The organism is Pyxidicoccus sp. M6, from assembly GCF_055568925.1.
Window position 1 is genome coordinate 9,256,086 of record NZ_CM145714.1, and the last position, 24,659, is coordinate 9,280,744.

Annotated in this window: 21 protein-coding genes; 9 read left to right on the forward strand and 12 right to left on the reverse strand. The window is 69.5% G+C overall.

What is annotated here, in order from left to right; all coding sequences use genetic code 11:
- Window positions 1-76: 76 nt before the first annotated feature.
- The 7 genes from ACVTJA_RS36305 to fni form a co-directional block, all read right to left on the reverse strand.
- Window positions 77-655: a DUF642 domain-containing protein gene (locus ACVTJA_RS36305; protein ID WP_465826764.1), complete on the reverse strand. Its 579-nt coding sequence runs from the start codon at window positions 653-655 to the stop codon at window positions 77-79.
- Between the two features lie 174 nt (window positions 656-829).
- On the reverse strand, window positions 830-1,993 hold the full coding sequence (locus ACVTJA_RS36310) for an alpha/beta hydrolase family protein (RefSeq protein WP_465826767.1): 1,164 nt from the start codon (window positions 1,991-1,993) through the stop codon (window positions 830-832).
- A gap of 248 nt (window positions 1,994-2,241) precedes the next feature.
- Entirely contained in the window at window positions 2,242-3,321 is a 1,080-nt protein-coding gene (locus ACVTJA_RS36315; protein ID WP_465826769.1) for a mevalonate kinase family protein, read from the reverse strand.
- Window positions 3,321-4,307, reverse strand: a complete 987-nt coding sequence (mvaD, locus tag ACVTJA_RS36320; protein ID WP_465826772.1) for a diphosphomevalonate decarboxylase — start codon at window positions 4,305-4,307, stop codon at window positions 3,321-3,323. The genes ACVTJA_RS36315 and mvaD overlap by 1 nt, the downstream gene beginning before the upstream one ends.
- Window positions 4,308-4,318: 11 nt before the next feature.
- Window positions 4,319-5,251 (reverse strand): mevalonate kinase, encoded by a 933-nt coding sequence (gene mvk, locus ACVTJA_RS36325; protein WP_465826774.1) that lies wholly within the window; start codon window positions 5,249-5,251, stop codon window positions 4,319-4,321.
- Between the two features lie 3 nt (window positions 5,252-5,254).
- Complete coding sequence (locus ACVTJA_RS36330; RefSeq protein ID WP_465826777.1) at window positions 5,255-6,583, reverse strand: hydroxymethylglutaryl-CoA reductase, degradative; 1,329 nt, start codon at window positions 6,581-6,583, stop codon at window positions 5,255-5,257.
- A gap of 33 nt (window positions 6,584-6,616) precedes the next feature.
- On the reverse strand, window positions 6,617-7,675 hold the full coding sequence (gene fni, locus ACVTJA_RS36335) for a type 2 isopentenyl-diphosphate Delta-isomerase (RefSeq protein ID WP_465826781.1): 1,059 nt from the start codon (window positions 7,673-7,675) through the stop codon (window positions 6,617-6,619).
- A gap of 185 nt (window positions 7,676-7,860) precedes the next feature.
- Between fni and ACVTJA_RS36340 the strand changes: the two genes are divergently transcribed.
- Both ACVTJA_RS36340 and ACVTJA_RS36345 read left to right on the forward strand, forming a co-directional pair.
- A complete protein-coding gene (locus ACVTJA_RS36340) occupies window positions 7,861-8,247 on the forward strand; it encodes a hypothetical protein (protein ID WP_465840607.1) in 387 nt (128 codons plus the stop codon).
- A 132-nt stretch (window positions 8,248-8,379) separates the two neighbouring features.
- A complete protein-coding gene (locus ACVTJA_RS36345) occupies window positions 8,380-9,348 on the forward strand; it encodes a zinc metalloprotease HtpX (RefSeq protein WP_465826783.1) in 969 nt (322 codons plus the stop codon).
- Between the two features lie 421 nt (window positions 9,349-9,769).
- On the opposite strand, the gene ACVTJA_RS36350 is transcribed toward ACVTJA_RS36345, so the two are convergent.
- The gene (locus ACVTJA_RS36350; protein WP_465826787.1) at window positions 9,770-10,630 is read right to left on the reverse strand and encodes an HNH endonuclease; all 861 of its coding nucleotides are present in this window, start codon (window positions 10,628-10,630) and stop codon (window positions 9,770-9,772) included.
- A 124-nt stretch (window positions 10,631-10,754) separates the two neighbouring features.
- Window positions 10,755-11,579, reverse strand: coding sequence for a 2-oxo acid dehydrogenase subunit E2 (locus tag ACVTJA_RS36355; RefSeq protein WP_465826790.1), 825 nt, complete (start codon window positions 11,577-11,579; stop codon window positions 10,755-10,757).
- A gap of 218 nt (window positions 11,580-11,797) precedes the next feature.
- On the opposite strand from ACVTJA_RS36355, the gene ACVTJA_RS36360 reads away from it, so the two are divergent.
- The gene (locus ACVTJA_RS36360; RefSeq protein WP_465826792.1) at window positions 11,798-12,838 is read left to right on the forward strand and encodes a cell envelope biogenesis protein TolA; all 1,041 of its coding nucleotides are present in this window, start codon (window positions 11,798-11,800) and stop codon (window positions 12,836-12,838) included.
- A gap of 148 nt (window positions 12,839-12,986) precedes the next feature.
- On the opposite strand, the gene ACVTJA_RS36365 is transcribed toward ACVTJA_RS36360, so the two are convergent.
- Window positions 12,987-13,421, reverse strand: coding sequence for a MarR family winged helix-turn-helix transcriptional regulator (locus ACVTJA_RS36365; RefSeq protein ID WP_465826794.1), 435 nt, complete (start codon window positions 13,419-13,421; stop codon window positions 12,987-12,989).
- A gap of 142 nt (window positions 13,422-13,563) precedes the next feature.
- Between ACVTJA_RS36365 and ACVTJA_RS36370 the strand changes: the two genes are divergently transcribed.
- The 3 genes from ACVTJA_RS36370 to ACVTJA_RS36380 are packed head-to-tail and all read left to right on the forward strand — an operon-like array spanning window position 13,564 to window position 19,286.
- Window positions 13,564-14,937 carry a TolC family protein gene (locus ACVTJA_RS36370; protein ID WP_465826796.1) on the forward strand — a complete coding sequence of 458 codons (1,374 nt, stop codon included), beginning with the start codon at window positions 13,564-13,566 and terminating at the stop codon, window positions 14,935-14,937.
- Window positions 14,938-14,981: 44 nt separating this feature from the next.
- Window positions 14,982-16,118, forward strand: a complete 1,137-nt coding sequence (locus ACVTJA_RS36375; RefSeq protein WP_465840609.1) for an efflux RND transporter periplasmic adaptor subunit — start codon at window positions 14,982-14,984, stop codon at window positions 16,116-16,118.
- A 21-nt stretch (window positions 16,119-16,139) separates the two neighbouring features.
- Window positions 16,140-19,286 (forward strand): efflux RND transporter permease subunit, encoded by a 3,147-nt coding sequence (locus ACVTJA_RS36380; protein WP_465826799.1) that lies wholly within the window; start codon window positions 16,140-16,142, stop codon window positions 19,284-19,286.
- Window positions 19,287-19,341: 55 nt separating this feature from the next.
- On the opposite strand, the gene ACVTJA_RS36385 is transcribed toward ACVTJA_RS36380, so the two are convergent.
- Window positions 19,342-19,716: a DUF488 domain-containing protein gene (locus ACVTJA_RS36385; RefSeq protein ID WP_465826802.1), complete on the reverse strand. Its 375-nt coding sequence runs from the start codon at window positions 19,714-19,716 to the stop codon at window positions 19,342-19,344.
- A 133-nt stretch (window positions 19,717-19,849) separates the two neighbouring features.
- Here ACVTJA_RS36385 and ACVTJA_RS36390 point away from each other — a divergent pair, with 133 nt between their 5' ends.
- From ACVTJA_RS36390 to ACVTJA_RS36400, 3 genes are all read left to right on the forward strand, one after another.
- Window positions 19,850-20,401, forward strand: coding sequence for a DUF2378 family protein (locus ACVTJA_RS36390; protein ID WP_465826805.1), 552 nt, complete (start codon window positions 19,850-19,852; stop codon window positions 20,399-20,401).
- Between the two features lie 74 nt (window positions 20,402-20,475).
- Entirely contained in the window at window positions 20,476-22,017 is a 1,542-nt protein-coding gene (locus tag ACVTJA_RS36395; protein WP_465826808.1) for a sensor histidine kinase, read from the forward strand.
- Entirely contained in the window at window positions 22,014-23,348 is a 1,335-nt protein-coding gene (locus ACVTJA_RS36400) for a M16 family metallopeptidase (protein ID WP_465826810.1), read from the forward strand. Before ACVTJA_RS36395 ends, ACVTJA_RS36400 begins: the two co-directional genes overlap by 4 nt.
- On the opposite strand, the gene ACVTJA_RS36405 is transcribed toward ACVTJA_RS36400, so the two are convergent.
- The gene (locus ACVTJA_RS36405; RefSeq protein ID WP_465826813.1) at window positions 23,326-24,636 is read right to left on the reverse strand and encodes a tetratricopeptide repeat protein; all 1,311 of its coding nucleotides are present in this window, start codon (window positions 24,634-24,636) and stop codon (window positions 23,326-23,328) included. The two genes, ACVTJA_RS36400 and ACVTJA_RS36405, sit on opposite strands and share 23 nt — an antisense overlap.
- Window positions 24,637-24,659: the final 23 nt, after the last annotated feature.

A 24,659-nucleotide genomic window follows, 5' to 3' on the forward strand; every position in this document is an offset into this window, starting at 1 on the left:
CACATGTTCTGAGGGCGCGTCACGCATCCGGGAGGAGCACGGAGGTTCCTCCCGGGCGCGTGTTCCTACGCGTGAATCACGGACCGTCCACCGTCACGTCGTCGATGGCCAGGCCGCAAGTCACCCCCGTCGAGGTGCTCTCAATCTTGATGAGGGAGCTCGTGCTCGTGGCATTGAACACGTAGGTCCTCAGGGTCCACCCCGCGAGCGTGTTGGAGAAGCTCGCGGTCGAAGGGCCGTACGTAATCTTCGCGGAGCGGTTGACGCCCGTGCAGCCCGGGCTGTTGGCCACGTAGAACTTCACCGTGTACCCGGCCCCCACCACCGTGGGAATCGTCTGCGAGATGCTGCCCGCGCCCATACCGTTGAGGTCCACGGACTTGGTGCCGGTGTTCGCCGCCTTGTACGTGCTGTGCATCACCTTGATGCTGCCGCCGATGGTCCAGTTCGTCAGCGTCGTCGCTCCCGTGGTGAGGACCGTGTAGTTGTAGCTACCGGCTGGGGCAGCCTCGAAGCTGCTGTTGGTGATGAGCTGGAGCCCCTGCTCCGTGCTCCCCAGCTCCGGAGCCGCCAACTCCTCCGTCTCCGGTCCACCGCACCCCGTCAGGATGAGCCCCAGCACAGCGACACCGCGGACGACTCGCTTCGCGTTCATGTTGTCCCCTTTTGTTTGTGGATGAGACCTCGGCAGGGGTTTTGCAGACCCGCTGCTCGTGGCACGGCGTGACAGCCGCAACCAGGTAACGTGAAGAACGCGAATCATTGAATTGTCGACACAACACCCGGCCGCAGGACGGCCGGGCGAGGGATGACTCGGGGCGCGAATGACTCAGATGTATTCGTCGACCCAATCGAACATGCGGTGATTGGCCACGGCCTGCGCGGCTTCCTGGCAGTGCAGTTGCGCCGTGTCCTCCTCGGTGAAGAGCAGGTAGTCCTTGGGGCACGTCAGCGCGTCGAAGAGCAGCTTCGCCTGGCCCACGGTGAAGGCCTCGGCGGTGCCGTCCATGACGAGCGTGCGGCAGCGGATGCGCTGGACGACGGGCTCGTTGTTGAAGTCGCGCAGCTTGAACAGCAGGTCCGACGGCGAGCTCGCGCCGTGCTTGAACATCGCGTCCCGCATGTACCAGCGATACAGGAACACCTGCTCCATGAGCTGCGCCATCGCCGCGTCGAACGCCTGCGGGTCCTGGTCCAGCAGCGCCATGATGTCCGGGAAGTACATGTTGAACTGGTCGAACGACGCCTGCCCCCAGTTCAGGACACCCGGGTTCGGAATCAGCAGCTTGATGCGGTGCTCGAACGCGGCCGCGCGCGGCACGAGCGCTCCGCCCATGCTCCAACCCAGCAGCGCGATGCGACGAGGGTCCACACCGGAGATTCGCGTGGCGAAGCTGATGACGGGCGTAATCACCTTCTCCCAGTCGGGCCGGAAGGCGAGCCCCTGCTCGCGCACGGCCATGCCCTGCCCCGGCGCATGGACGATGAGGCAGTGGTAGCCACGCGCCAGCGCGTCATCAATCACATACTTGGACTCCTCCGGCCACGCGTCGCGTCCCTGCTGGAAGACGAGCAGGGGCGCATGGCCGTGCGCGCACGAGCTGCGGAAGAAGTAGCCGGGCAGCGTCGTGCCTTCGTACGGAATCCGTACTGGCGTCGCAGGAAGCCGAAGCAAGGAGATGGCCTTGTTGTACGCATCCACGGCCTTGCGTCCCGTGTCGAGCACGCTCGGGTGTCCGGGCTCGGGGTGGTGAATCAGCGCGGCGCGGTAGTAGTTCGCGGCGCGCAGGTAGGCATTGCCTGCACTGTGACGGCGTCCCTTCGCGTGGCTCGCGTCGCCCATGGCGCGAATCCGGTCGGCCGTGCTCACCCACTCCGTGGGCCAGTTCCAGTCATCGCCCGCGACAATGCGGCTCGCGGTATCGAGCACCTCGCCGATGTCCGATTGCGCGCTGTACGTCCCCGCCAGGAAGTGCAGGAGCTGACTCTCCATGATGGGGTCTTCCAGTATCCCCATCTCGTACCAGGGGCGCGGCTCCGCATCGGGTGACGCAGTGGGCGTCGAGCGAGGCGCGGCGTGGGCAGGAGTTGCACGCAGCAGGGCGAGTCCCCCCGTCAGGCCAAGGCTGGCCTGGAGGAGCGAGCGACGGTTCAACATGGGCTGAAAACCTCTCGGAAGGGGTGTGTGACGTTCAAACCCCGGAGGCGTTCGAACCTGTCACCCACGCTTTTCCGAGCGACTCAGCCCAGCGCGTCCACCCAATTGCGCAGCCGTGCGTCCACCTGCGCCTCGCCGCGCACACCGGGCTCCGCGTCCAGTGTCAGGGTATGGAAGCCACGCGCCTCCAATCCCTTGCACAGCTCCGTGCGCGTCTGCACGTCCGGGGCGAACAGGATGCATCCGTCCCCACCGCCCGCACCGGACAGCTTCCCCGCGCAGCCGTAGGCCGCCGCCATCGCGAGCACCCGGCGCATGCCTTCCGTCTCCAGCGGCCCCAGCTCCAATAGCAGCGCGTGCTGCGCCTTCACCGCCTCGGAGAAGGCACGGAAGTCTCCACCACCGAGGCCGTCCTCAATCACGTGCCCCAGCGCATCCGAGCGCTCCACGAACGAGCGCCGGCCCGCCTCCTCCAGCCGCGCTTCCACCTGCGCAATCAACACGCGTGTGGAAGCGCTCTCACCCGTGAAGGCATACGCCATCGCCACGCGCGGCACGGCGAGCCGCCACACGTCCACCGACGGTGACTCCGCCAGCGCCGCCCGCAGCCGGCCCGCGTTGCTCGCTTCAATCAGCGGCGCCACGTCATAGCGCCGGTAGCGCAGGAGCCCACCCGCGAAGCTCGCCGCCACGTCTCCGCCACTGCCCTTCCCGCCCTGCCCCAGCGCGTGCGCCGTCAGCGCGAGCTTCAGCGCGTCGTAGCGCTCCTCCAGCACGTAGCGCGCGCCCTCCGCCGCCAGCACCGTCGCGCACGCACTGCCACCCATGCCCAGCTTCTGCCCGTTCGGTCCCACCGCGGACGGCGCCACCGCCAGGTCGAAGCCCGGGCTCGCGCGGCCGTGGGCACGCAGCGCCTCGTCCAGCGCGCGCGCCACGAAGGAGAACCCCGCCGGCACCTCGCGCTCCCACCGTACGCCCAGCGGCGTGGTGCTCCCTCCGAGCGTCCCCTCCTCCAGGCACACGTGCACGCGCGAGTCATGGCGCCTGCGCACGTAGGCCGCCGTGCGCGGCGCCACCGCGGCCACGCGCGACACGCCGCCCCACAGCACCGCGTACTCACCGGAGACGAACAGCTTCCCTGGGGCGGAGAGGGCGCGCTCCATCAGAACAGGTGCTCCGACTTCAGCTCCGCGTCACCGCCCGGCACGCAGCGCACCACTTCCAGCGCGCCACACGCGCGGGCCAGTGCCTCGGCCGCCACCTCGTGCGCCGCGTCCGTCAGCAGCACCGGGTTGGGCCCCGCGTCCAGCGTGAACCAGACCGGAATGCCCTTCTTCCGCTGCTCACGCAGATTCTGGATGAGCGCCAGCGTCCCCGAATTCAGGTAGCAGAGCGGCGGGTTGGCCCCGAGGGACGTCGCGTGCATCCGCCACGCGTTGCGCTCGCACAGCTCGCCGAGGGCCTGCAAGTCGCGCTTCGCGATGTGCTCGCGCGCCTGGGGCACCTCCTTCTCCGCGTCCTGCACCCACGCCGGGTAGTACGGGCTGGTGTCCACCGTGTGCTTCATCCCGTCCCGCGACTTCACCTCCTTCTCGCCGCGGTCGAGAATCGCCACCACCATGCGCAGGTCCGGCCAGTGGGCCGCGTCGAAGCGCTGCACCGCGAAGCTGTCCTCGCCGTCCGCGCGCTCGCCACGCTGCCACTCACAGAAGCCGCCCTGCACGCTGCGGCACGCCGAGCCGCTGCCCAGCCGCGCCAGGATGCTCGCCGCCCTCGGGTCCGCCGGCAGCCCCGCCGCCGCGCGCCCCGCCACCGCCAGCGCCGCGAAGCCCGCCGCGCTGCTCGCCAGGCCCGCCGCCATCGGGAAGTCCCCGCGCGACACCACCTTCGCGGGGCCCAAATCCTTCTTCGCCGCCGCGCGCACCGACTCCAGCAGGCGCAGCACGCGCTCGCGCTCGCTGCCCCGGGCCGTGTGGCCGTTGAGCTCCACGGCGTCGTTGCCCACGCCGAACTCCACCGTCGTCGTCACCGACAGCGGCGACAGCGTGAGGGACAGGCTGGATTGATGCGGCAGGATGAGCGCCTCGTCCCGCTTCCCCCAGTACTTCACGAGGGCGATGTTCGGATGCGCCAGGGCAGTCGCTTTCATGACAGGACTCACTACGCCCGCGGACCCGCGAGCTGGCTGCTGAAGCAGCGCACGCCGAGCCGCGTCAGCTTCTTCACCGCCGGCTCGGGTTCGAGGAACAGGCCGATGACGGCCCCACCATCTCCGCCGGCTCCGGTGAGCTTGGCGCCCAGCGCACCCAGCCCCCGCAGCCGGTACACCATCTCCTCCAGCGGCGGGGACGACAGCCCCAGCGCCGCCAGGAGGCCCTGGTTGACGTTCATCGCGTCACCCAGCGCCTCCAAATCTCCCGCCTCCACCGCCTTCGCGCCCTCGGAGGCCACGCGCCCAATCTCCGTGAAGAGGCGCGTGTACCGCTCGGACCACTTCGCCTGCCGCTCGCGCAGCGCGCCCACCGTCGCCTTCGTCGGGCTGCGCTCACCCGCGAGCGCCACCACCACGTGCAGCGGCTTCGGGCTGTCCACCACGCGGCCCTTGCCCACCGTCGTCCCCGGCTTGCGGCGGTAGAGGACGAGCTGCTCCTCGGCGCTGGTGGTGTGGTCCACGCCGGACGGCGTGCCGTGGAACTCCTGCTCCATGGCCCACGCCACGCGCGCGGCGTCCTTCGTCGTGGGCTCCTTCCCGGAGGCCTTCAGGAGCAGCCGCGCGCACGCCACCGACAGCGCCGCCGAGCTGCCCAGCCCCACCGCCAGCGGCAGGTCCGCCTCCAGCGACACCTTCACCGGCGGCGAGCCGGTGGCCTCCGCCGCGCGAGCGAAGGCCGCGGTGAGCTGTGCGCGCTGGACGCGGCTCAGGTGTGGCGGCAGCGCGAGCTGGCACTGCTTCGCCGGCACCCCGTGCGCCGTCACGCCCTGGGTCAGCGGCCCGGCCAGCGCCGGGTGGCCGTACACCACGCTGTGCTCGCCGAGCAGGATGACCTTGCCGGCGCCGAACGCCGTCAGCGGTGGAGAAGAGCGAGGTGCCACGGCTCAGCCGTTGGTGCCGGTGATGGCCGCGTCGTCCTCGGCCGGGAGGCTGGCCAGCAGCTCGCGGGCCTTCTCCACCTTCACGTGGCCGGCCTTCACCAGGAGGTTGGCAATCTTCTCCACCCAGTGGCCGCGAGCCCCCGCCGTCACCGCCACGCAGCGCGCATGCATCGCCATGTGGCCCTTCTGGATGCCCACGCTACCCAGCGCCCGCAGCGCCGCGAAGTTCTGCGCCAGGCCCACCGCCGCGAACACCATGGCCAGCTCGCGCACGTTGGTGGTGCGCATCAGCTTCAGCGCCATCTGCACGCCCGGGTGCACCTTGATGGGGCCGCCCACCGTGCCCAGCGCCATGGGCAGCTCGATGCGGCCCACGAGGTGGCCCTCCTCCAGGTACCACGTGGAGATCGGCCGGTACTGCCCTCCGCGGCAGGCGAACGCGTGCGCGCCGGCTTCGATCGCGCGCCAGTCCTGGCCCGTGGCAATGGCCACCGCGTCGATGCCGTTCATCACGCCCTTGTTGTGCGTGGCGGCGCGGTACGGGTCGGCCTCGGCGAAGCGGCTGGCCTGGGCGATGCCCTCGGCAATCTCCTCGCCCGGCATGTTGAAGTCCGCGAGCTGCGCCAGCGGAATGCGGCACATGGCGCGCGCCAGCCGGCGGTCCGCGAGGTTGGACAGGATGCGCAGGTACACCTTGCCGCCCGTAATCTGCTCGATGAGCGGCGCCACGCCCTCGGCGACGGTGTTGATGAGGTTGGCCCCCATCGCCTCCTGCGTGTCGATGAGGATGTGGACGATGAGCAGCGGCTCGCCGCGCGGGCCCTCCGGCGCCGGCAGCACGCGCACCTCCACGTCCCGGGCGCCACCACCACGCGCCACCATGGACGGGTGGAAGCTGTTGGCCAGCGCGAGGATCTGCTCCTTGTGCTCGAGGATGCGCTCGGTGGCCACCGTCGGGTCGCCGTAGCGCGTCACCTGCACCTGGCCAATCATCATCGAGTCGTCGGCCTCGGCGGTGAAGCCACCCGCCTCGCGGACGATCTTCGCGGCGAAGGACACCGCCGCCACGACGGACGGCTCCTCCACGGCCATGGGCACCAGGTAGTCGCGCCCGTTGACCTGCATGTTGAGGCCCAGGCCCAGCGGCAGGGAGAAGGTGCCCACCGCGTTTTCAATCATCTGGTTCGCGAGGACGGGCTCCAGCGACTCGGTGCCGCGAAGCTGCAGCAGTTCCTCGGGCGTGAGCCGGAACATCCGGGCGAGCTGCGCGAGGCGCTCCTCCATCGGCAGCTTGTGGAACCCGGCGAGCCGGGACGTCACGGTCTCAGACATGTTCTTCCTTCCCCACTTCGCTGCGGGCCTGCCTTACAGGGCCGCCAGCCAATCCTTCAACTCTCCAGTCACCACCCGGGGCCGCTGCCAGAGTTCAGCGCAGCTTCTGCTCCCCGTCAGGACGAGCGCCTGCCGCAGGCCCGCCAGGATGACTCCCAACGCCGCCTCCGCCCCTTCGAATCCACCGGCCTGCTGCGCGCGGAACAGCGGCAGCGCCATGCCAGCCAGGTCCGCGCCCAGCGCGAGCACCTTGGCCGCTTCCAACCCCGTGCGGATGCCTCCGCTCGCCACCAGCCGGATGTCCGGACCCACGGCCCGCCGCACAGTGGCCAGGGCCGCCGCGGTGGGGATGCCCCACGCGCTGAACTCGGCCCCCAGCTCCGCCTGCACGCCAGACGCGCGCAGCTGCTCCACCCGCACCCACGAGGTGCCGCCCAGGCCGGACACGTCGATGTTCCGCACGCCCAATTCAGTGAGGCGCCGCGCCACGTCCGGGCCGATGCCGCACCCCGTCTCCTTCACCAGCAGCCGGTCGCCGAAGGCGCGCACCAGCGCCTCCACCACGCGGTAGCCGCCGCGGAAGTCCCTGTCCCCTTCCGGCTGCGTGAGCTCCTGGCCCGCGTTGAGGTGCAGCGCCAGCCCGTCCGCGCCAATGGCATCCATCAGCCGCCGCGACCCATCCACGCCCAACCGCACCGCCTGGTACAGCCCGATGTTGCCCAGCAGCGCCACCGTGGGCGCCACCTGCCGCACCTGGAACGACGCGGCGCGCGAGGCGTCCTCCGCCATGGCGCGCTGGCTGCCCACGCCGAAGGCGAGCCCATGGCGCTCGGCCAGCCTCGCGAGGTCGCGGTTGACGGCGCCGGCCCGCTCGGTCCCGCCCGTCATGCCGGTGACGAGCAGCGGCGCGCTCAGCGTCTTGCCGAGAAAGGGCGTGCGCAGGTCCACGTCCTCCACCGCCATCTCCGGCATGGCGCAGTGGACCAGACGGACGCACTCCAGCAGCGTGCTGTTCTGCCCGGGCTCGACATCACCCGTGGCGCAGAGGTCCAGATGGGAATCCTTGCGCCTGGCTGTGATGTCCTCGGTCATCGTGCCGAACCCGGTCCGCTGAAACTTCTAGAAACGTGTAAGTGCCTGAATGCCCGTGGGTTTCCTAGCAAGCGGCGGGGCAGGGACGCAAGACAAAGGGCCCCGAGTGGTCGCCCCGTGAGCGCGAATGGACGAGGCCCGCTTGTGGACGGTATGAGGCCCCTGTGAGCACACCGTCGTCGAAGGTGGTCGTCTTCCTGCACAGCGGAGAGTACGACCGCGTACACCAGGGGCTCTCCATCGCCGCGGCGGCCGTCGCCTCTGGCCGGAAGGCGGAGGTGTACCTCTTCTGGTGGGCGTTGGAGCGCTTCCTGAAAGGCGCGCTGGACGAACCCGACTTCGCCGGGCGTGACGACGTGTCGGACCGCTTCGAGTCGCGCGGCATGCCTACCCTGCGCGTGCTGCTGGAGCACCTGACGGACTCGGGGCTTTGCACCGTGGCGGGCTGCACGGGCTCGCTGGGGGCGCTCGGCGAGGAGGCCTCGGCCGGGAAGAGCGGCATCGACGTGTGGCTGGGCTGGAGTGCCATCCTCCAGCGTACGGCTGGCGCGACGGACCGTTTCTATCTTTGAGGAGCGCTCGGACTCCCGCCTGTTCCGTGAGCAGGCCCGGCCCCCTCGCGGGCCGCCCGCTTCCGTTGCCGCACCTGCCACCCTGTCTACATTTCTGAAGCCCCCGGGACGGGCGAAAGGAACGAGACGGCCATGGCCTACAGCGGGACCCATAATTCCTCGCGCGGCGGATTCAGCGGTGGTGGGTGGCACCGGCTCGGCAATGCCCTCAAGACGACGGTGCTGCTCGCGGGGCTGACGGCGCTCGTGCTCCTCATCGGCGAGCGGCTGGGCGGCGCGCAGGGGCTGATGTTCGCGGGCCTCTTCGCGGTGGTGATGAACTTCGGCTCCTATTGGTTCAGCGACCGGATTGCGCTGGCCATCCACGGCGCGCAGCCGCTGTCCTACGAGCAGGCGCCCTGGCTGCATCAGATGATTGAGCGCCTGGCGGCTCGCGCGGGCATGCCCAAGCCGAAGGTGTACCTGCTGCCCACGCGCACGCCCAACGCGTTCGCCACGGGCCGCAACCCGAGTCACGCGGCGGTGGCGGTGACAGCGGGGCTGATGGACATCCTCGACCGGCGCGAGCTGGAGGGTGTGCTCGCGCACGAGCTCGGCCATGTGCGCAACCGGGACACGCTCATCGGCACGGTGGCGGCGACGCTCGCGGGCGTCATCAGCTACGCGGCGCAGATGCTGTTCTGGTTCGGCGGCTCCATGCTGTCGCGCAGTGATGACGACGAGGGCGGTGGCATCGCGGGTGCTTTCGCCAGCCTGGGCCTGCTGCTGGTGGCGCCCATCGCCGCCACGCTGTTGCAACTGGCGGTGAGCCGCTCGCGCGAGTACGGCGCGGACCTGGCGGGCGCGGAGCTGTGCGGCGACCCGGATGCGCTGGCGGACGCGCTGCTCAAGCTGGAGCGCGGCGTGGAAGCGATGCCCTATGACAGGGCCCCGGCGACGTCGCACCTGTTCATCGTCAACCCGCTGCACCATGGCGGTGTCATGGCGCTGTTCTCCACGCACCCGCCCATTCCGGAGCGCGTGCGCAGGCTGCGCGAGATGGGGGCCCGCGCGGGTGGCTACAAGGCTCACGGTACGGGCGGCTGGGAGTACGCGTACTGACGAAGAGGTCCCCTGGTTGTTTGTTGACCAACCGACATGCTCGCAGGCTATTGAAGAAGTCTGCGTTGGAGCGTGCGGGACCGCCTCTTCAGCGCTCGTCACTTCGTTAGGGCCGCCCGCAGTAGCGTGCGACCCTTGCGGACTACGCGACCGCCAGCCGCGCCATCCGTAGCAGGCTGTAGGCAGCTCCGACGAAGTAGGCGGCCATCTGTGTTCTCTGCCTGCCTTTGAAGCGCGTCTTGCGGCAACTGCCCACCGTCTCTATCCAGCCCCAAATCTCCTCGTTCCGTTTTCACGCACGCTGGATCAGGCTGAAACCCGCTGGTGCCGTCGTGCGGGCGTCGATTGCCTGGCGGCATCGGACGCTGGCGTTCTGTGAGGCGTGACGACCAAGTGCCAGCAGTCGGCCACGATCGGAACCTCACTCTTCTTTAAGGCGCCCGACCCTCCTCAAGACATTCTTGCGAAGTTGATCCTTTGCAACTGAGTAATGAAGGGCCATGTGACAGTTGGGGCAGACGGCGACCACGTTGGCAACGGTGTCGCTTCCCCCTGCCGCCAGCAGTCGCAGGTGATGCACCTCCAGGTAGGGAGTACCGTCTTCTTTCTTGAACGGCGCCTCCTTCTCACACACTTCGCAAGTGCCCTTGGCCTGACGCAGAACCCAGGCTTTCACCTGGGGGTCACGCTCAATTTGATCGGTCTCTTTTTTCGAGCGCGTGGGATGCTTATTTCCTTTGGGTTCGGGGATATCCAGCTCGGTCGACAAAAGAGCTGACACCTTTTCGTCCAGCGCATTCCTGTCCGAGGTTGGCGTATTGAGCACGTCTGCAAAGGCACCGGCGTTTTGCGTGCCGGATGCGAGCTGCTGCCACAACTCCTCACTCACAAGCGGGTGGTAAAGTAAAACTGTCTTGTAGCGATTTCCGCCACTGGTACCTGGGTCCACTTTGAGGTCGGCCACGGCGCTCCCAATAACCAGCCTCACCTCGTGCGGGTCCTGGCCTGACAGAGTGATCCGGTCGGAACCGATGGTTCTGATCGCCCGCTGCGCTGCGTTGGGAAAATATTCTTTGAGCTCTCTCGAAACAGCCCAGACCTTTACGTAGGGGACCCCACACGCTTTCAGTCGGCTGAGAAGGACTTCCATCGCCTGAGCGTACTCGCGGTTCGTATCGCCCGGTCCCCACCTATTGAGAATCAGCCCTTTGTTCCTGCCTTCCGCTCCGAAAGTGTAGGTGGAATTGAGCTCCTGGTTGTTTGCACCGATGATCTTGGGCATGGGGACCTCCTTCATACAGATGCGCTATTGGAACAGCCAGACGGCCACGATGAGCAGGGCGTCGACCACGCCACGCACGTCAACAGCCTGCTAGCGCGACTCAAAATTAAGACATCTCAAGCTGTCACTTCACCGCCTCCGGCAACCCGAAGGCGGTGAACGGGTCCTCGAGCATCTCCCGAATCGTGTTGGCAATCACGCCCGCGTGGTAGCCGTCGATGAAGCGGTGGTCGATGGACGCATTCACGCTCATCACCTTCCCCACCACCACGCGCTCCCCTTCCACCACCGCCGTCTCGCGCACCGCTCCGGGCGAGAGGAACACGGGCACGCGCGTGAAGGGCACCAGCGGCAGATACGCGATGTCCAGCCCCAGCGTCCCCACGTCCGCGACGACGGCCGCGCCGAACGCGTCCCTCGGCAGGCCGAAGCGGCGCAGGTCCAGGTTCAGCGTCACCGCGAGGAACGACACCAGTCGCGTGAAGAGGTGCAGCAGCGGTGACGGCACGCGCTCCACCATCCGCCACCCTCGCCGGGCCTCCGGCTCCGCTCGCACCGCGGCCTCCAATTCGGCCGCCAACTCCATCAGCCCCTTCTTGTCCGCGTCCTCCACGCGCACGGGCACCAGCCGCGTGCCGTTCCCCTCCGGCCTCGCCACCAGCGCGGACACGGTGACGCGGTGGCGCAGGTAGATGCGGCTGAAGCGGAGCACCGCATTCGCGTCGGGACAGCGGTGCAGCGCCTCCGCCAGCGCCTTGAGCACCAGGTGCGTCACCGTGAGCCTCACGCCCGTGCGCGCCTGGAAGGCATCCATGTAGGCCACCGCCCGGTCCATCCGCACCGTCAGCGTGCCGTAGACCGTGGGGTCATACGCCGTCTCCCAGCTCCCGATGGCCAGCTTGCGGAAGCTCGACACGTGCGTCTTGGGGCTCAGCTCCAGGTGCGGCATGACACCTATCTATCCCATGGCCCGCCCGCCTCACGGCCCTCCGAGGGCGCTGGAAGGCCCTGCCCTCCAGGACGGGGGCTGATTTCCCGAGTGCAATCTTTCGCGAGGCAGGGCATGCAGGGCCCCGAAGGAGCCCCGTCCGGCAGTGGACCCTTGACGTGCCTATGTCTGACGGTAGGCTGCCCCGCTTTTTGCATCTCCCAGTGGAGGTCGTCCCCGTGCTGGTTGCACTCATCCTCGTATCGATCGGGTTTGCCGTGACGCTCGGCATCCTGCTCTTTGGCGGCTCGAAACAGGCCGCGCTCCCGTCCTCCTCTTCCTCCGCGCCCGCGTTCCGCAACGAGCTCGAGTCCGAGTCGCAGCGGCGCACGAAGGCGGAGGCGGAGCTCCAGCGGAAGCAGAAGGAGCTGGACGAGCAGCGGACCCAGTTGCAGGACGTGAAGGACCAGCTCAAGCAGGCCAAGCGCAAGCTCTTCGAGCAGAAGGAGTCCGACAAGGGCTCGCAGGACCTGACCAAGGCCCGCGCCGAGGTGGAGCGCGCCGCGTCCATCCAGCTCGAGCGGACCCGCGAGGAGCTGGCCCACGCCCTGTCCGAAAACCAGCGCCTGCGCTCGGAGGCGGAGTCGCGCGGCCGCCGTCCGCAGCCGGCTCCCGCTGCAGCCCCCGCCGCTCCCGCCACGCCCGCCCCGGCTGCGCAGATCTCCGCCCCCGCCAAGGAGGGTGAGCCCGTCGTGGCCGCCGCCGTGACGGTGACCCCGGCCGCCGAGGCCGCGCCGCAGCAGGACAAGGGCGTGCGCCGCTACCGCGAGCTGAACGACGCGGACCGCGAGAAGATGGAGCGCCTGGAGCAGCAGGCCAACAAGGAGCGCTCGCGCGCGGTCGAGCTGGAGAAGGAGCTTCGCCGGGTGAAGGGCCGCTCGGAGACGCAGCAGCGCGTCTATGCCTCCGCGAAGAACGACCTGGACCTGATGCGGGACAAGTACAAGGCGCTGGAGAAGCGCCTCAACCGCACGCTCCTGGAGCGCGACCTGATTCGCCGGGCCATCAAGGACCTGGAGAAGAAGACGGGCATGCTCGCCGACCGCACGGAGCTGACGCCGGAGGAGATGGCCGCCAGCGACCAGCGCACCGAGGAGACCGCTCGCGCCCGCGCGGAGAGCGAGGCCCAGGCCGCCGCCCAGCAGCCCGCCGCCACCGAGACGCCCGCCTCCGAGCCCGCCGCTCCGGCCGACTCCGAGTCCAAGCCCGCGTCCGTCTGAAGCACCGGCTCACGCCGTGTAACGCATGAAGGGCTCGGTCCTCTCGGGGGCCGGGCCCTTCGGCGTTTCTGGCGCCCTGCTCACGTCATGCCGGACATGAAGGGCTCGGTCCTCTCGATGAGGCCGGGCCCTTCGGCGTTTCAGCCCGTCACTCGTCCGCCGCGCACGCGGGGCCCGACGTCGTGGAGTCCTCCTCCTTCGACAGGCCATCCTGGAGCTTCGCGAGCAGGCGTTGCAGCTCCGTGACCTCGGTGGGCTCCAGGTGCTTGCGCATCTCCCCGTCCACCCAGTGGAGCGCGGCGACGATCAATTCCATCTCCGCGTGGCCCTTCTCGCCCAGCTCCAGGCGCACACATCGGCGGTCCTCACCGGCGCGCCGATGTACGAGCCCATCCTCCTCCAGGCGGTCCACCAGCCGGCTCGCCGCGGGAGGGTCCACGGACAAGCGATCCGCGAGCGCAGCCTGACTGCGCACACCGTGCGCAATCGACTTGAGCGCCAGGAGTTGCATGAAAGGCCTGCCCGTCTGCTCTCCGAGCCGCTCGGCGAGGAGCCGACGGACGGTGCGACGCAGGGTTGCCACTTGCTCCGCGAGCGTCATTGCCCGTAAAGATGGTTGCGAACCACAACGGTTGTCAATTACATCGGTTGCGCCGCAAGCCGTCGAACGGGGGGAAACCGGGCAGCACGCGCAGTCACTCCTCTTTCTTCTCCACGTCTGGCGTATGGCAACCCCTTCAGTCCTCATCCTGGCGCTCGCCGCCACCTCGATGCAGTCCGAGCCGACCCCCTCCTATGCCCCCACGGCTGCTGTCGCGCCGAAGGTGGAGGACGCGATGCTCGCCCCCGTCCCGCCGGCCCCGCGGCTGGTGAAGACGTGGGACGAGGCGCTCGGTCTGCTGCGCGAGCGCTCCACGGACCTGCGCAGCGCGGAGGCCGGCGTGGAGCGCGCCGGCGGCCGGTGGCGTCAGGCCCTGGGCACGCTGCTGCCCAACGCCCGTGCGCAGGCGGCCCTGTCCCACGACCTCCTCAACCCGGACGTCCCCTACGGAGTCAGCCCCACCGCGGCAGGTGACGGCCGCACGGCGACGACGCCGGTGGCCACCCTCACCGCGACGCTGACGCAGTCGGTGGTGGACCTGAGCGCCTGGCGCGGGCTGTCCTCGGCGCGGGCCTCGGAAGAAGGCGCCTCGGCGAGCCTCCTGGACGCACGCCGCCGCCTGACGCTGGGGCTGGCCCGCACGCTGGTGGCCACCGTGGCCGCCGAGCGCGCCGCCGAAATCAACCGCGTCAACCTGCAGCGCGCCCTGGAGCGCTCGGCCCTCACCCAGCGCAGCTTCGAGTTGGGCGCCGGCAACCAACTGGACGTGGTGCGCGTCGACCAGGACGTGGCCGTGGCGCGCGGCGCTCTCGTCGCCGGTGACGAACAGCTCCGCCAGGCCCGCGAGGCGCTGGGCATCGCCCTCGGCTTCGGCCAGTCCATTGGTGTCGACCCGTCCTTCAACCTCCAGGGGCTGGTGGACTCCACGCGCAAGGACTGCTCCCCGCTGCAGAGCTTCGAGTCCCGGCCGGACCTGGTGGCGGCGAAGGCGCAGGTGGAGTCCGCGCACGAGAGCACGCGCCAGGCCACTGCCGGCTACCTGCCCTCGCTGGGCGTCTCCAGCGCCCTCTACGGCCTCACCACCTCGCCGGGCTTCGGCCACTTCGCCACGTGGAGCGTCTCCGCGGTGCTTACCGTGCCCATCTGGGAAGGCGGCACGCGCGAGGGGCTGGTGCGCGAGCGCAAGGGCGTGGAGACGCAGGCGTCCGCGACGCTGGAGAGTGCGCGCCGCAACGTGGAAGTGGAAGTGGCCCAGGCCCGGCGCGGCGTGGAAGTCGCCGAGGCGCTGGTGAAGACGGCCATCGAGTCGCGGGATTTGGCGGAGAAGACGGACCGACTCACCCGACGTGCTTTTGAAGTGGGCCGCGGCAGCAGCCTCGAGCTGGTGCAGAGCGCGGCGGCATTGCGCCAGGCGGAGTTGACGCTGGTGCTGCGTGAATTCGAGCTCGTCCAGGCGCGCCTGGACGCATTCCTGACGGAGGCCCGGTGCGACTGGTGAAGCGGGTGCGCCCCCTGGCGGCGCTGAAGAAGACGGTGGGCAGTCTGGTGGTGGTGGCGACGGTGGCCGCGTGCGGTGGGCAGAAGGGGCCTCCGCCCGCGCCTCCGCCGCGTGAAATCGACGTGGTGTCGCTGGCACCACACGAGGTGCGCGACACCGGCGAGTACCTCGGCAGCCTGCTGTCGCGGCAGAGCGTCACCGTGCTGCCGCAGGTGGCCGGCTACGTGCGCAAGATTCTCGTGAAGCCCGGCCAGCAGGTGGAGGCCGGCGCGCCGCTGGTGGAAGTCGACGCGCGCGTGGACACGGCCGCTCTGGACAGCGCCCAGGCCCAGCTGAGCTCCACGAAGGTCAACCTCGAGCTGTCCCGCACGACGCTGGCCCGCGTCGAGGCGCTGCGCAAGGAAGGCCTCGCCAGCGCGCAGGAGCTCGACTCCGCCCGTGCGCAGGTGGAAGCCGCCGAGGCCGCCTCGCGCTCCTCGGCCGCGCAGGTGACGCAGCGCCAGGTGCAGCTGCAGTACAACGTCGTGCGCGCGCCCTTCGCGGGCACGGTGGGCGACGTGCTGGTGCGCGTGGGTGACTTCGTCGGCGCCACCTCACAGCTGACCAGCATCGCCCAGGCGGATGCGCTGGAAGTCAGTGTCTCGGTGCCCTCCACGCGCGCGCGGGAGCTCAAGCCGGACACGGCGGTGGAAATCCTCGACGGCCACGGCAAGGTGCTGCTCACCAGCACCGTCTTCTTCATCGCCCCGCAGGCCGACCCGCGTACGCAGTTGGTGGAGGTGAAGGCCGCCTTCCGCAACACCGTGGGCCTGCGTCCCAGCGAGCTGGTGCGCACGCGCATCGTCTACTCCGTGCGCGACGCGCTGCAGATTCCGGCGCTCGCGGTGGTGCGCCAGAGCGGCCAGCCCTTCGCCCTCATCGTGCAGGAGAAGGAAGGCAAGACGGTGGTGGAGCGCCGCCCGATTTCCCTCGGCGCGCTCGGTGAGATGGCCTACGTCGTGGAGAAGGGCCTGAAGGCCGGCGACCTCGTCGCCGTCTCCTCCATGCAGGCGCTGCGCGACGGCATGCCCGTGAAGGTGAAGAACGCGCCCCAGGCCGCGGCGCAGCCCGCCGAGGCCCTGGAGAACACGAAGACGGCCGGCGGTACGGGAGGCGGGTCTCCCGTCGGCGGAAGCCGCTGAGCCGGGAGTACCGAGAGCACCATGTTCGTCGATTTCTTCATTCGCCGGCCCGTCTTCGCCATCGTCTGCTCCATCCTGCTGACGCTGGTGGGCCTCATCGCCATCCCCACGCTGCCCATCGCCCAGTACCCGGACCTGGCGCCGCCGCAGGTAACTGTCACCAGCAACTACGTGGGCGCGAGCTCCGAGGTGGTGGAGAGCGCCGTCACCATCCCGCTGGAGCAGGAGCTCAACGGCGTGGAGGGCATGCGCTACATCACCTCCACCAGCGGCAATGACGGTGTCAGCACCATCACCATCACCTTCGAGCCCACGCGCGACATCGAGGTGGCCGCCGTCGACGTGCAGAACCGCGTCAGCCGCGCCGCCGCGCGCCTGCCCTCGCAGGTGAACCAGACGGGCATCGTCGTCAACAAGGCCTCCAGCCAGATGCTGATGACGGTGGCCCTGTTCAGCCCCGACGAGCGCTACGACGCGAAGTTCCTCTCCAACTACGCCGACGTGAATCTCAAGGACGCCATCAAGCGCGTGCGCGGCGTGGGCGAGGTGCGCATCTTCGGCGAGCGCAAGTTCTCCATGCGCCTGTGGCTGGACCCCACGGAATTGGCCCGCCGCAAGCTCACCCCGCAGGACGTCACGCGGGCATTGCAGGAGCAGAACCTCCAGGTGGCCGCGGGCGCCGTGGGCCAGCCTCCGTCCTCGACGGAGCAGCCCTACCAGCTCGCGGTGCGCGCTCGCGGCCGTCTCGTGGAGCCGGAGGAGTTCGGCGAAATCGTCCTCATGCGCCAGAACGACGGCAAGAGCGTGCGCGTGAAGGACGTGGGCCGCGTGGAGATGGGCGCGGAGAACTACGGCACGCTGCTGCGCTTCAACGGCAAGCAGGCCGTGGGTCTCGCCATCTTCCAGCTCCCCACCGCCAACGCGCTCGACGTACGTGACGGCGTCTATTCGGAGCTGGAGCGCCTGTCGAAGCAGTTCCCCCCGGGCATGCAGTTCATGACGGGCACGGACACCACCCTCGCGGTGCGCGCGTCCATCAGCGAGGTGCTCCACACCCTCGTGGAAGCGATTGCGCTCGTCATCCTCGTCATCTTCCTCTTCCTGCACGGCTGGCGCAGCGTGCTCATCACCGCCTTCACCCTCCCCGTCTCGCTGGTGGGCACCTTCGCCTTCGTCCAGTTGATGGGCTTCTCCATCAACACCCTCACCCTCTTCGGCCTCACACTGGCCACGGGGCTCGTGGTGGACGACGCCATCGTCGTCATCGAGAACATCGAGCGCTTGATGGTGGAGCGGCACCTGACACCGGTACAGGCCGCGCGAGAAGGCATGAAGGAGGTATCCGGCGCCGTCATCGCCATCTCCATCGTGCTGGTGGCTGTGTTCGTCCCGGTGGCCCTCTTCCCCGGCACCACCGGCGCCATCTACCGCCAGTTCGCGCTCACCATCGCCGCGTCGGTGGCGCTGTCCACCTTCTGCGCCCTCACGCTGACGCCCGCGCTGTCCGCGCGGATGCTCAAGCACCACGAGGGTGAGAAGTGGATCTTCTTCCGCTGGGTGGACAAGGCGCTGGACGCGACGCGCGCAGTGTACGGCCGCAACCTGCGCCGGCTGCTGAAGCACCCCGTCATCGTGCTGGTGGCCTTCCTCCTCTGCATCGGCGGCACGGTGGCGCTGTTCCGCTCCGCGCCCACGGGCTTCATCCCCGACGAGGACCAGGGCTACCTCATCGTCTCCCTGCAGGGCCCGGAGGGCATGTCCCTGGCCCAGACGGAGAAGGTGATGGCGGAGGTCGAGAAGATTCTGAGCGCCCAGCCCGAGGTGCGCGCCGTCTTCGCCATCGGCGGGTTCTCCCTCCAGGGCTCGGGCGCGAACATGGCCACCATGTTCACCGCGCTGAAGCCCTGGGAAGAGCGGCCCGGAAAGAACCAGACGGTGGCCGCGCTGGTGGAGCGGCTGCGTGGCCCCTTCAGCAAGATTGGCGGCGCGCGCGTGATTCCCTTCCAGCCGCCGGCCATCCGCGGCGTCGGCAGCGTCGGCGGCTTCCAGTTCGTCGTCGAGGACATCGCCGGCACCAGCTCGCTGGACCAGATTGCCTCGGCCGTGCAGCAGTTGGTGGCCAAGGGCAACGAGGACGGCCAGCTGCGCGGCGTCTTCACCACCTTCAACGCCGACACGCCGCTGCTCGACGTGGAGGTGGACCGGCAGAAGGCCAAGGCGCTCGGCGTCCCCATCGAGCAGGTCTTCGGCACCATGCAGGTCTACATGGGCAGCCAGTACGTCAACGACTTCAACTACGCGAACCGCACGTACCGCGTCTATGTGCAGGCCGAGCAGCAGTTCCGCGACAGCCCGCAGGACATCGGTGCCTTCTACGTGCGCAGCGACAGCGGCGACATGATTCCCCTGGAGTCGCTGGTGAACGTGCAGCCCACCGTCTCCGCGCAGGTCATCCGTCACTACAACCTGTTCCGCTCGGTGGAAATCAACGGCCAGGGCGCTCCGGGCGTGTCCTCCGGCCAGGCGCTGGACACGATGGAGTCCATCGCCGCGCAGGTGCTGCCGCAGGGCATGGGCTCGGAGTGGACGGGCATCAGCCTCGAGCAGAAGCAGAGCGGTGGCCAGACGCTGGTCATCTTCGGCCTGGGCCTGCTCTTCGTGTTCCTGGTGCTCGCGGCGCAGTACGAGAGCTTCAGCCTCCCGCTGGTCATCATCCTCTCGGTGCCGCTGGCCATCATGGGCGCGCTGGGCCTGCAGCTGCTGCGCGGGTTCGCCAACGACGTGTTCTGCCAGGTGGGCCTCGTGATGCTGGTGGGCCTCGCCAGCAAGAACGCCATCCTCATCGTGGAGTTCGCGGAGCAGCTCCGTGAGAGCGGCAAGAGCGCCATCGACGCGGTGGTGGAGGCGGCGGAGGTGCGCCTGCGTCCCATCCTCATGACGTCGATTGCCTTCCTCCTCGGCGTGGTGCCGCTGATGACGGCGTCCGGCGCGGGCGCGGCCTCGCGCAACTCGCTGGGCACGGCGGTGTTCGGCGGCATGCTCGTGTCCACCGTGGTCAACTTCGTCTTCATCCCCGGCCTCTACGTGCTGATGCAGAAGCTGCGCGGCGAGGCGAAGCGGAGCACGGGCCAGGACGAGGCGGTGCCCACTCCGGCGCCGTCGCACTGAGCGGCGAAGCCCGTTGAAGACACGAGGGGCCCGGGTTCCACACCCGGGCCCCTTTTCATTTGCGGCGCTCGGCCTCGATGAGCTGGGCCAGCAGCGTGCGGTGGCAGATGGGCTCGAGGATGCAGTCCTTCGAGCAGAGCAGCGTCACCGTCTCACCCCGGTCCACGCGGGCGGCCAGCGCGGCAATCTTGTCCTGCTGGGCCTGCATCTCCTGGACGTACCGCTCGCGGTACACGTCGAGGGTGATGGGCGTCTGGCCCTTTCCGTAGAACGCGTCGAAGAGGTCCGGGCTGGGTGCCAGGTCGCTCATCCACACGTCCCAGGTCTCCTTCGCCTTGGGCAGGCCGCGCGGACGGTAGCGGCAGATGAGGACGCGAAACCCATCATCGGGCTCCGCGGGAACACACCAGCGCTTCGTCTTGATGGGCATTCCGACTCAACGCCCACCTGACTGGTGGGATTCCACGAGCAACGCCCGGAACCGCCGGGGGCGGCCGGGACTCACTTAAATCCCGCGCGACAGGAGTGTTACAACGAAATCCCCCCTGCAGCAGAGGTCCCCCATGTCCGCCGCCGCAGCGCCCTCTCCCACCTCGCCCCAGGTTCCCGCCAGCATGTTCGAGGGCCTCTTCGTCCGCGCGCTGCCAGCGGACCCCGCCTTCCACGCGGCGCTGAGGGCGGTGGGCGTGGACGTGGCGAAGCTGTCCCCGCACTATCCGGTGGAGGTCTGGCAGGAAGCCATGGCCGTGGCCCGCCAGCACTTCCACCCGGGACAGCCGCGGGTGCAGGCGGACTGGCAACTGGGACGCGTCTTCGCGCAGGGGTTCCTCGACACGCTGGTGGGCAGGGTCATCGCGGTGACGATGCCCATGCTCGGCCCGGCCCGCCTCGTGGACCGGCTTCCGCGCCACCTGGCCACGGGCCGCGCCGACATGCGCGCCACCGTGGAGACGCTGGGAGAGACCGAGCGCAAGGTGCGCATCGAGGCCCTGCACCCCATGCCCGACTTCATGGCCGGCACCGTCGAGGTCATGATGGAGCGCACCCGGGTGAAGCCCCAGGTGGAGGTGCTGGAGCGGGCGGCGGCCTCGTACGTGCTGCGCGTCCGCTGGTAGTCCGCCTGCCTGGAGGGCTTGGAGACACATCGCGACTTGCGCGGCGGGCCGGGTCCGCGTAGCGATGACTCCCTGTGAAGCTCTCCCTCGCCACGCGCATCTTCCTGGGCTACGCCGTGGTGCTCATCACCTTCGGGATGGTGTCGCTCTTCAGCGTGACGGAGCTGCACCGCAACCGGCTCGAAATCCGCCTCGTCAGCCAGGGCTACCTCCAGCTCTCGCAGGACGCCGCGGAGCTGGAGACGTTCCACACCACCCAGGAGAAGGACACCGAGCGCCTGCTCGACGAGGGCAGCGTCGAGGCCCGCCGCGCCTTCATCCGCCTCGCCCGGCTGTACTTCCCTCCCCTCATGTCCCAGCGGCTCACCGCCGCCCAGGTGAAGGCGCGCGAGGTGCTCGCCTTCGCTCCGCCCGGTGAGGCCCCCTTCATCCTCGGGCTGGAGAACCGCTTCGGCGAAATCCACGCGCGCTACCGCGACTATGCCCGCGCCGCCGAGGCGGTGTTCGCCGCCCTCTCCACCGAGACGCCGGACCGCGAGCAGGTGGCCCGCGCCACCGCGGACCTGCGCCAGTTGGAGACGTCCATCGGCCGGGAGATTCGCGTCCTGCGCGCCGCGCTGGCCAACCGCATCCGCGAGCGCGTGGACGGCGCCGAGGAGCGCGAGCGCACCACCGGCCTCTTCATCATCGGCTTCTCGCTCGCGGCCATCATCGTGGGCCTCGGCGTCATCGCCTGGTCCGCCCGCACGCTGCGCCCGGTGCGCACCCTCATCGAGGGCGTGTCCCGCATCGGCCGCGGTGACTACAACGCCCAGCTCGGCGTGCGCGGCGACGACGAGGTGGCCGTGCTGGCCCGCGAGTTCGACCAGATGGCCCGCTCGCTCCAGGCCCGCGAGGCCCAGCTCAAGGCTCAGGCCGAGGCCCTCATGCGCGCCGAGCAGCTCGCCGCCGTGGGCCGCATCTCCGCGCAAATCGTCCACGAGGTGCGCAACCCCCTCTCCTCCATCGGCCTCAACGTGGAGCTCCTCCAGGACGGCCTCGAGCGCGCCAGCTTCGCGTCGCAGGAGGACTCGGCCGAGGTGAAGGAGCTGCTCTCCGCCGTCACCCACGAGGTGGACCGGCTGGCGGACGTCACCGAGCAGTACCTGCGCATGGCCCGCCCTCCCCGGCCTGATTTGGACCCGCGCGACGTCACCGCCGTGCTGGATGGGGTGCTCGACTTCACCCGCGAGGAGCTGGAGCGCGCGGGGGTGGAGGTGGTGCGCGACTTCGCGAAGGACACGCCTCCCGTGCTCGCCGACGAGGGCCAGCTCCGCCAGGTGTTCCTCAACCTGCTGCGCAACAGCCGCGAGGCGATGCCCCAGGGTGGGAAGCTCACCGTCGCCACCCGCCCGCTGGAGCGCGACGTGGAGGTGCAGGTGAGCGACACCGGTCAGGGCATGACGGAGGATGTGCGACGTCACCTCTTCGAGCCCTTCTTCACCACCAAGGAGGGCGGCACCGGGCTGGGACTCGCGGTGAGCCAGCAGATCCTCCAGGCCCACGGGGGCTCGCTCTCCTGCCAGAGTATTCCCGGCCAGGGAACATCCTTCGTGTTAAGGCTTCCTCGCGCATGAGCTTCAATTCGTACCAGGACGTGCTGCCCTCCGGTCTGCGCGTCGTCACCGTCGAGACGCCCCACCTCCACACCGCCCTGCTCGCCATCTACGTGCGGACGGGCAGTCGTCACGAGACGGCCGCCAACAACGGCGTCAGCCACTACCTGGAGCACCTCTTCTTCCGCGGCAGCGAGGGCTGGCCGGACACGGTGAAGATGAACGCCGCCGTCGAGGAAGTCGGCGGCAACCTCAACGGCGTCACCACCCGGGACCACGGGTACTACTACACGCCCATCCACCCCGCGCACCTGCGCGTGGGCATGGACATCCTCGGCGACATGCTCACCCGCCCCCGCCTCACCGACATGGAGGTGGAGCGGCAGATCATCCTCGAGGAGATGCTGGACGAGGTGGACGAGAAGGGCCGCGACATCGACCTGGACAATCTCTCGCAGCGGCTGCTCTTCCCCGAGCACCCGCTGGCCCTGAAGATTGCCGGCACCCGCGAGTCCGTCTCCGCCCTCACCCACGCCCAGGTGCTGGAGCACTTCGCGAAGCACTACGTCGCTGGCAACCTCGTCGTCACCGCCGCGGGGCGCGTCAACCGCCAGGAGGTCCTGGAGCTGACCGAGCGCGCCTTCGCCCGCCTGCCACACGGCCCGGGCAACATCGAGGTGGCTCCGCCCCCGACGCCGGCCGGCCCGACGCTGCACTTCGTGGCGCACGACGAGTCGCAGACGGAGTTCCGCATCAACTTCCGCACCGTGCCGGACCGGCACGAGGACCAGCCCGCGCTGCAAATCATCCGGCGCCTGCTGGATGACGGGCTGTCGTCACGGCTGCCCTTCGAAATCGTGGAGCGGCGGGGCCTTGCGTACTCCGTCCACGCCTTGCTGGACACGTACCACGACGCGGGCATCTTCGAGATTGAGGCCGCCAGCGCCCCGGAGAAGGCGGCGCAGGTGGTGGAGGAGTCCTTCCGCGTGCTGGGCACCCTCTGCGACACCGAGGTGGGCGAGGAGGAATTGTCCCGCGCGAAGCGGCGTCACCGCATGCTGCTGGAGTTCGCCCAGGACTCGCCGGGCGAGCTGGCCGGCTGGTTCGGCGTCAACGAGCTCTTCAACGCGCCCGAGTCCTTCAGCCACCGCGCGGACCTGGTGGACGCGCAGTCCGCCGCGCGAGTGCGCGAGGTGGCGCGCCGCTACTTCCACCGGGAGAACCTCACGGTGGTGGCGGTGGGCCAGCGCAAGGGGCTCAAGGCCCTGGAGCGCGTGGTGCAGGAGGCCCCGGGCCTTCCGGCGCCGGAGGCCCCCGTGCTGGCGGCCGTCAGCGGCGGCCGCCGCGGATGATGATGGGCCCCGAGGGGCGCTTCGCCGGCTTCGGCGTGAGCGCCTGGAGGGCCTTCTGCGTGCGGAGGTACTCTTCGTTCTCGGGGCTGCGCTTCAGCGCCTCCTCGATGAGCTTCAGCCCCTGCGGCACCTTCATCTGCTGGGCCGCGTAGAGGGCGGCGAGCTGCGCCTTCTCCTCCAGCGAGGCGTCGCCCAGCATGAGCAGCCGCTCCAGGGAGAGCTGGGCGTCCATCTTGCGGCCCGCGTTCAGGTGCAGCTTCGCCATGCGTGAGTGGGCGGGCGCGAAGCGGGGGTCCGCCGTCAGCGCGAAGCCATAGCTCTCCTCGGCGCCGCGCCGGTCTCCCTGGTCCTCCTGCACGCGGCCGCGCACGTAGAGCGCCCGCGCCAGGCGGGGCCTGAGCTGCAGCGCCCGGTCCACCAGCCCCTGCGCGTCCGCGCGGCGCCCCTGCGCCAGCGCGGCCTCCGCGAGCCACGCCAGGGCCTCGGCGTTCTGGGGCTCGGTCTCCACCACCTTCTTCAGCGCGATTTCCGCCTCCGCGGGGCGCCCCAGCACCAGCAGCACCCGCGCGCGCAGGGCGACGACGTCCGCGCGCGCCGACTCCGGGGCCTGCACCGCGCCCAGGTCCGCCTCCGCCATCTCCGGGAAGCCGCTGTTGAGGAAGTACCTCGCGCGCAGGAGGCGCGCGGACGTCAGCCCCGGGTCCTTCTGGAGGAGCCGGTCCATCAGGTTGGCCGCGAGCAGCTCGTCGCCCTTGAGGAGCAGCACCTCGGCCTCCACGGACTTGGCCTCGGCGTCGTCCGGATTCTCCTGGAGGATGCCCTCCAACGACTTGAAGGCGGCGTCAATCTGCCCCTCGCGCGCCTGGATGCGGGCGAGCCGGAGCACGTCCGCGTCCGGGAGCGCGCCCGAGTCACGCAGGCGGATGAGGGCGCTGAGCGCGTCCGCGGTGTGGCCGTCCTCGAGGTAGAGGTCGGCCAGCTCGCGCTGGATGGCGGGGTCGTCTCCCACGAGGGTCTTCGCCTGCTTGAGGGCGAGGATGGCGGCCCCCTCGTTGCCCGCCAGCCGGTGGGCCTGCGCCATGAGGAGCAGCGGCTCGGCGCTCTCCGGGGCGGCATTGGCGGCCTTGCGCAGCGCGGAGAGGGCCTGGTTGGGCTCGTTCTTCTCCAGGTAGGCACGGCCCTCCGCCAGAGCGGTCTGGGCCTGCTGGGCACGGTTCTGGACGGCGGCGACCTCCGGCTCCTTGCAAGCGAGCGGGAGGAGGAGCGCCAGGGTCCAGGGACGGATCAAAAAATACCGGGGCATCGCTGAGC

Excerpts from the sequence above, each read along its gene's own strand:
- ACVTJA_RS36310 (WP_465826767.1), bottom strand. The coding sequence starts at position 1,993 with ATGGAGAGTCAGCTCCTGCACTTCCTGGCGGGGACGTACAGCGCGCAA.
- ACVTJA_RS36350 (WP_465826787.1), bottom strand. The coding sequence starts at position 10,630 with ATGCCCAAGATCATCGGTGCAAACAACCAGGAGCTCAATTCCACCTAC.
- ACVTJA_RS36385 (WP_465826802.1), bottom strand. The coding sequence starts at position 19,716 with ATGCCCATCAAGACGAAGCGCTGGTGTGTTCCCGCGGAGCCCGATGAT.
- ACVTJA_RS36305 (WP_465826764.1), bottom strand. The coding sequence starts at position 655 with ATGAACGCGAAGCGAGTCGTCCGCGGTGTCGCTGTGCTGGGGCTCATC.
- mvaD (WP_465826772.1), bottom strand. The coding sequence starts at position 4,307 with ATGAAAGCGACTGCCCTGGCGCATCCGAACATCGCCCTCGTGAAGTAC.
- ACVTJA_RS36380 (WP_465826799.1), top strand. The coding sequence starts at position 16,140 with ATGTTCGTCGATTTCTTCATTCGCCGGCCCGTCTTCGCCATCGTCTGC.
- ACVTJA_RS36400 (WP_465826810.1), top strand. The coding sequence starts at position 22,014 with ATGAGCTTCAATTCGTACCAGGACGTGCTGCCCTCCGGTCTGCGCGTC.
- ACVTJA_RS36355 (WP_465826790.1), bottom strand. The coding sequence starts at position 11,579 with ATGCCGCACCTGGAGCTGAGCCCCAAGACGCACGTGTCGAGCTTCCGC.
- fni (WP_465826781.1), bottom strand. The coding sequence starts at position 7,675 with ATGACCGAGGACATCACAGCCAGGCGCAAGGATTCCCATCTGGACCTC.
- ACVTJA_RS36390 (WP_465826805.1), top strand. The coding sequence starts at position 19,850 with ATGTCCGCCGCCGCAGCGCCCTCTCCCACCTCGCCCCAGGTTCCCGCC.
- ACVTJA_RS36370 (WP_465826796.1), top strand. The coding sequence starts at position 13,564 with ATGGCAACCCCTTCAGTCCTCATCCTGGCGCTCGCCGCCACCTCGATG.
- ACVTJA_RS36315 (WP_465826769.1), bottom strand. The coding sequence starts at position 3,321 with ATGGAGCGCGCCCTCTCCGCCCCAGGGAAGCTGTTCGTCTCCGGTGAG.
- ACVTJA_RS36330 (WP_465826777.1), bottom strand. The coding sequence starts at position 6,583 with ATGTCTGAGACCGTGACGTCCCGGCTCGCCGGGTTCCACAAGCTGCCG.
- ACVTJA_RS36345 (WP_465826783.1), top strand. The coding sequence starts at position 8,380 with ATGGCCTACAGCGGGACCCATAATTCCTCGCGCGGCGGATTCAGCGGT.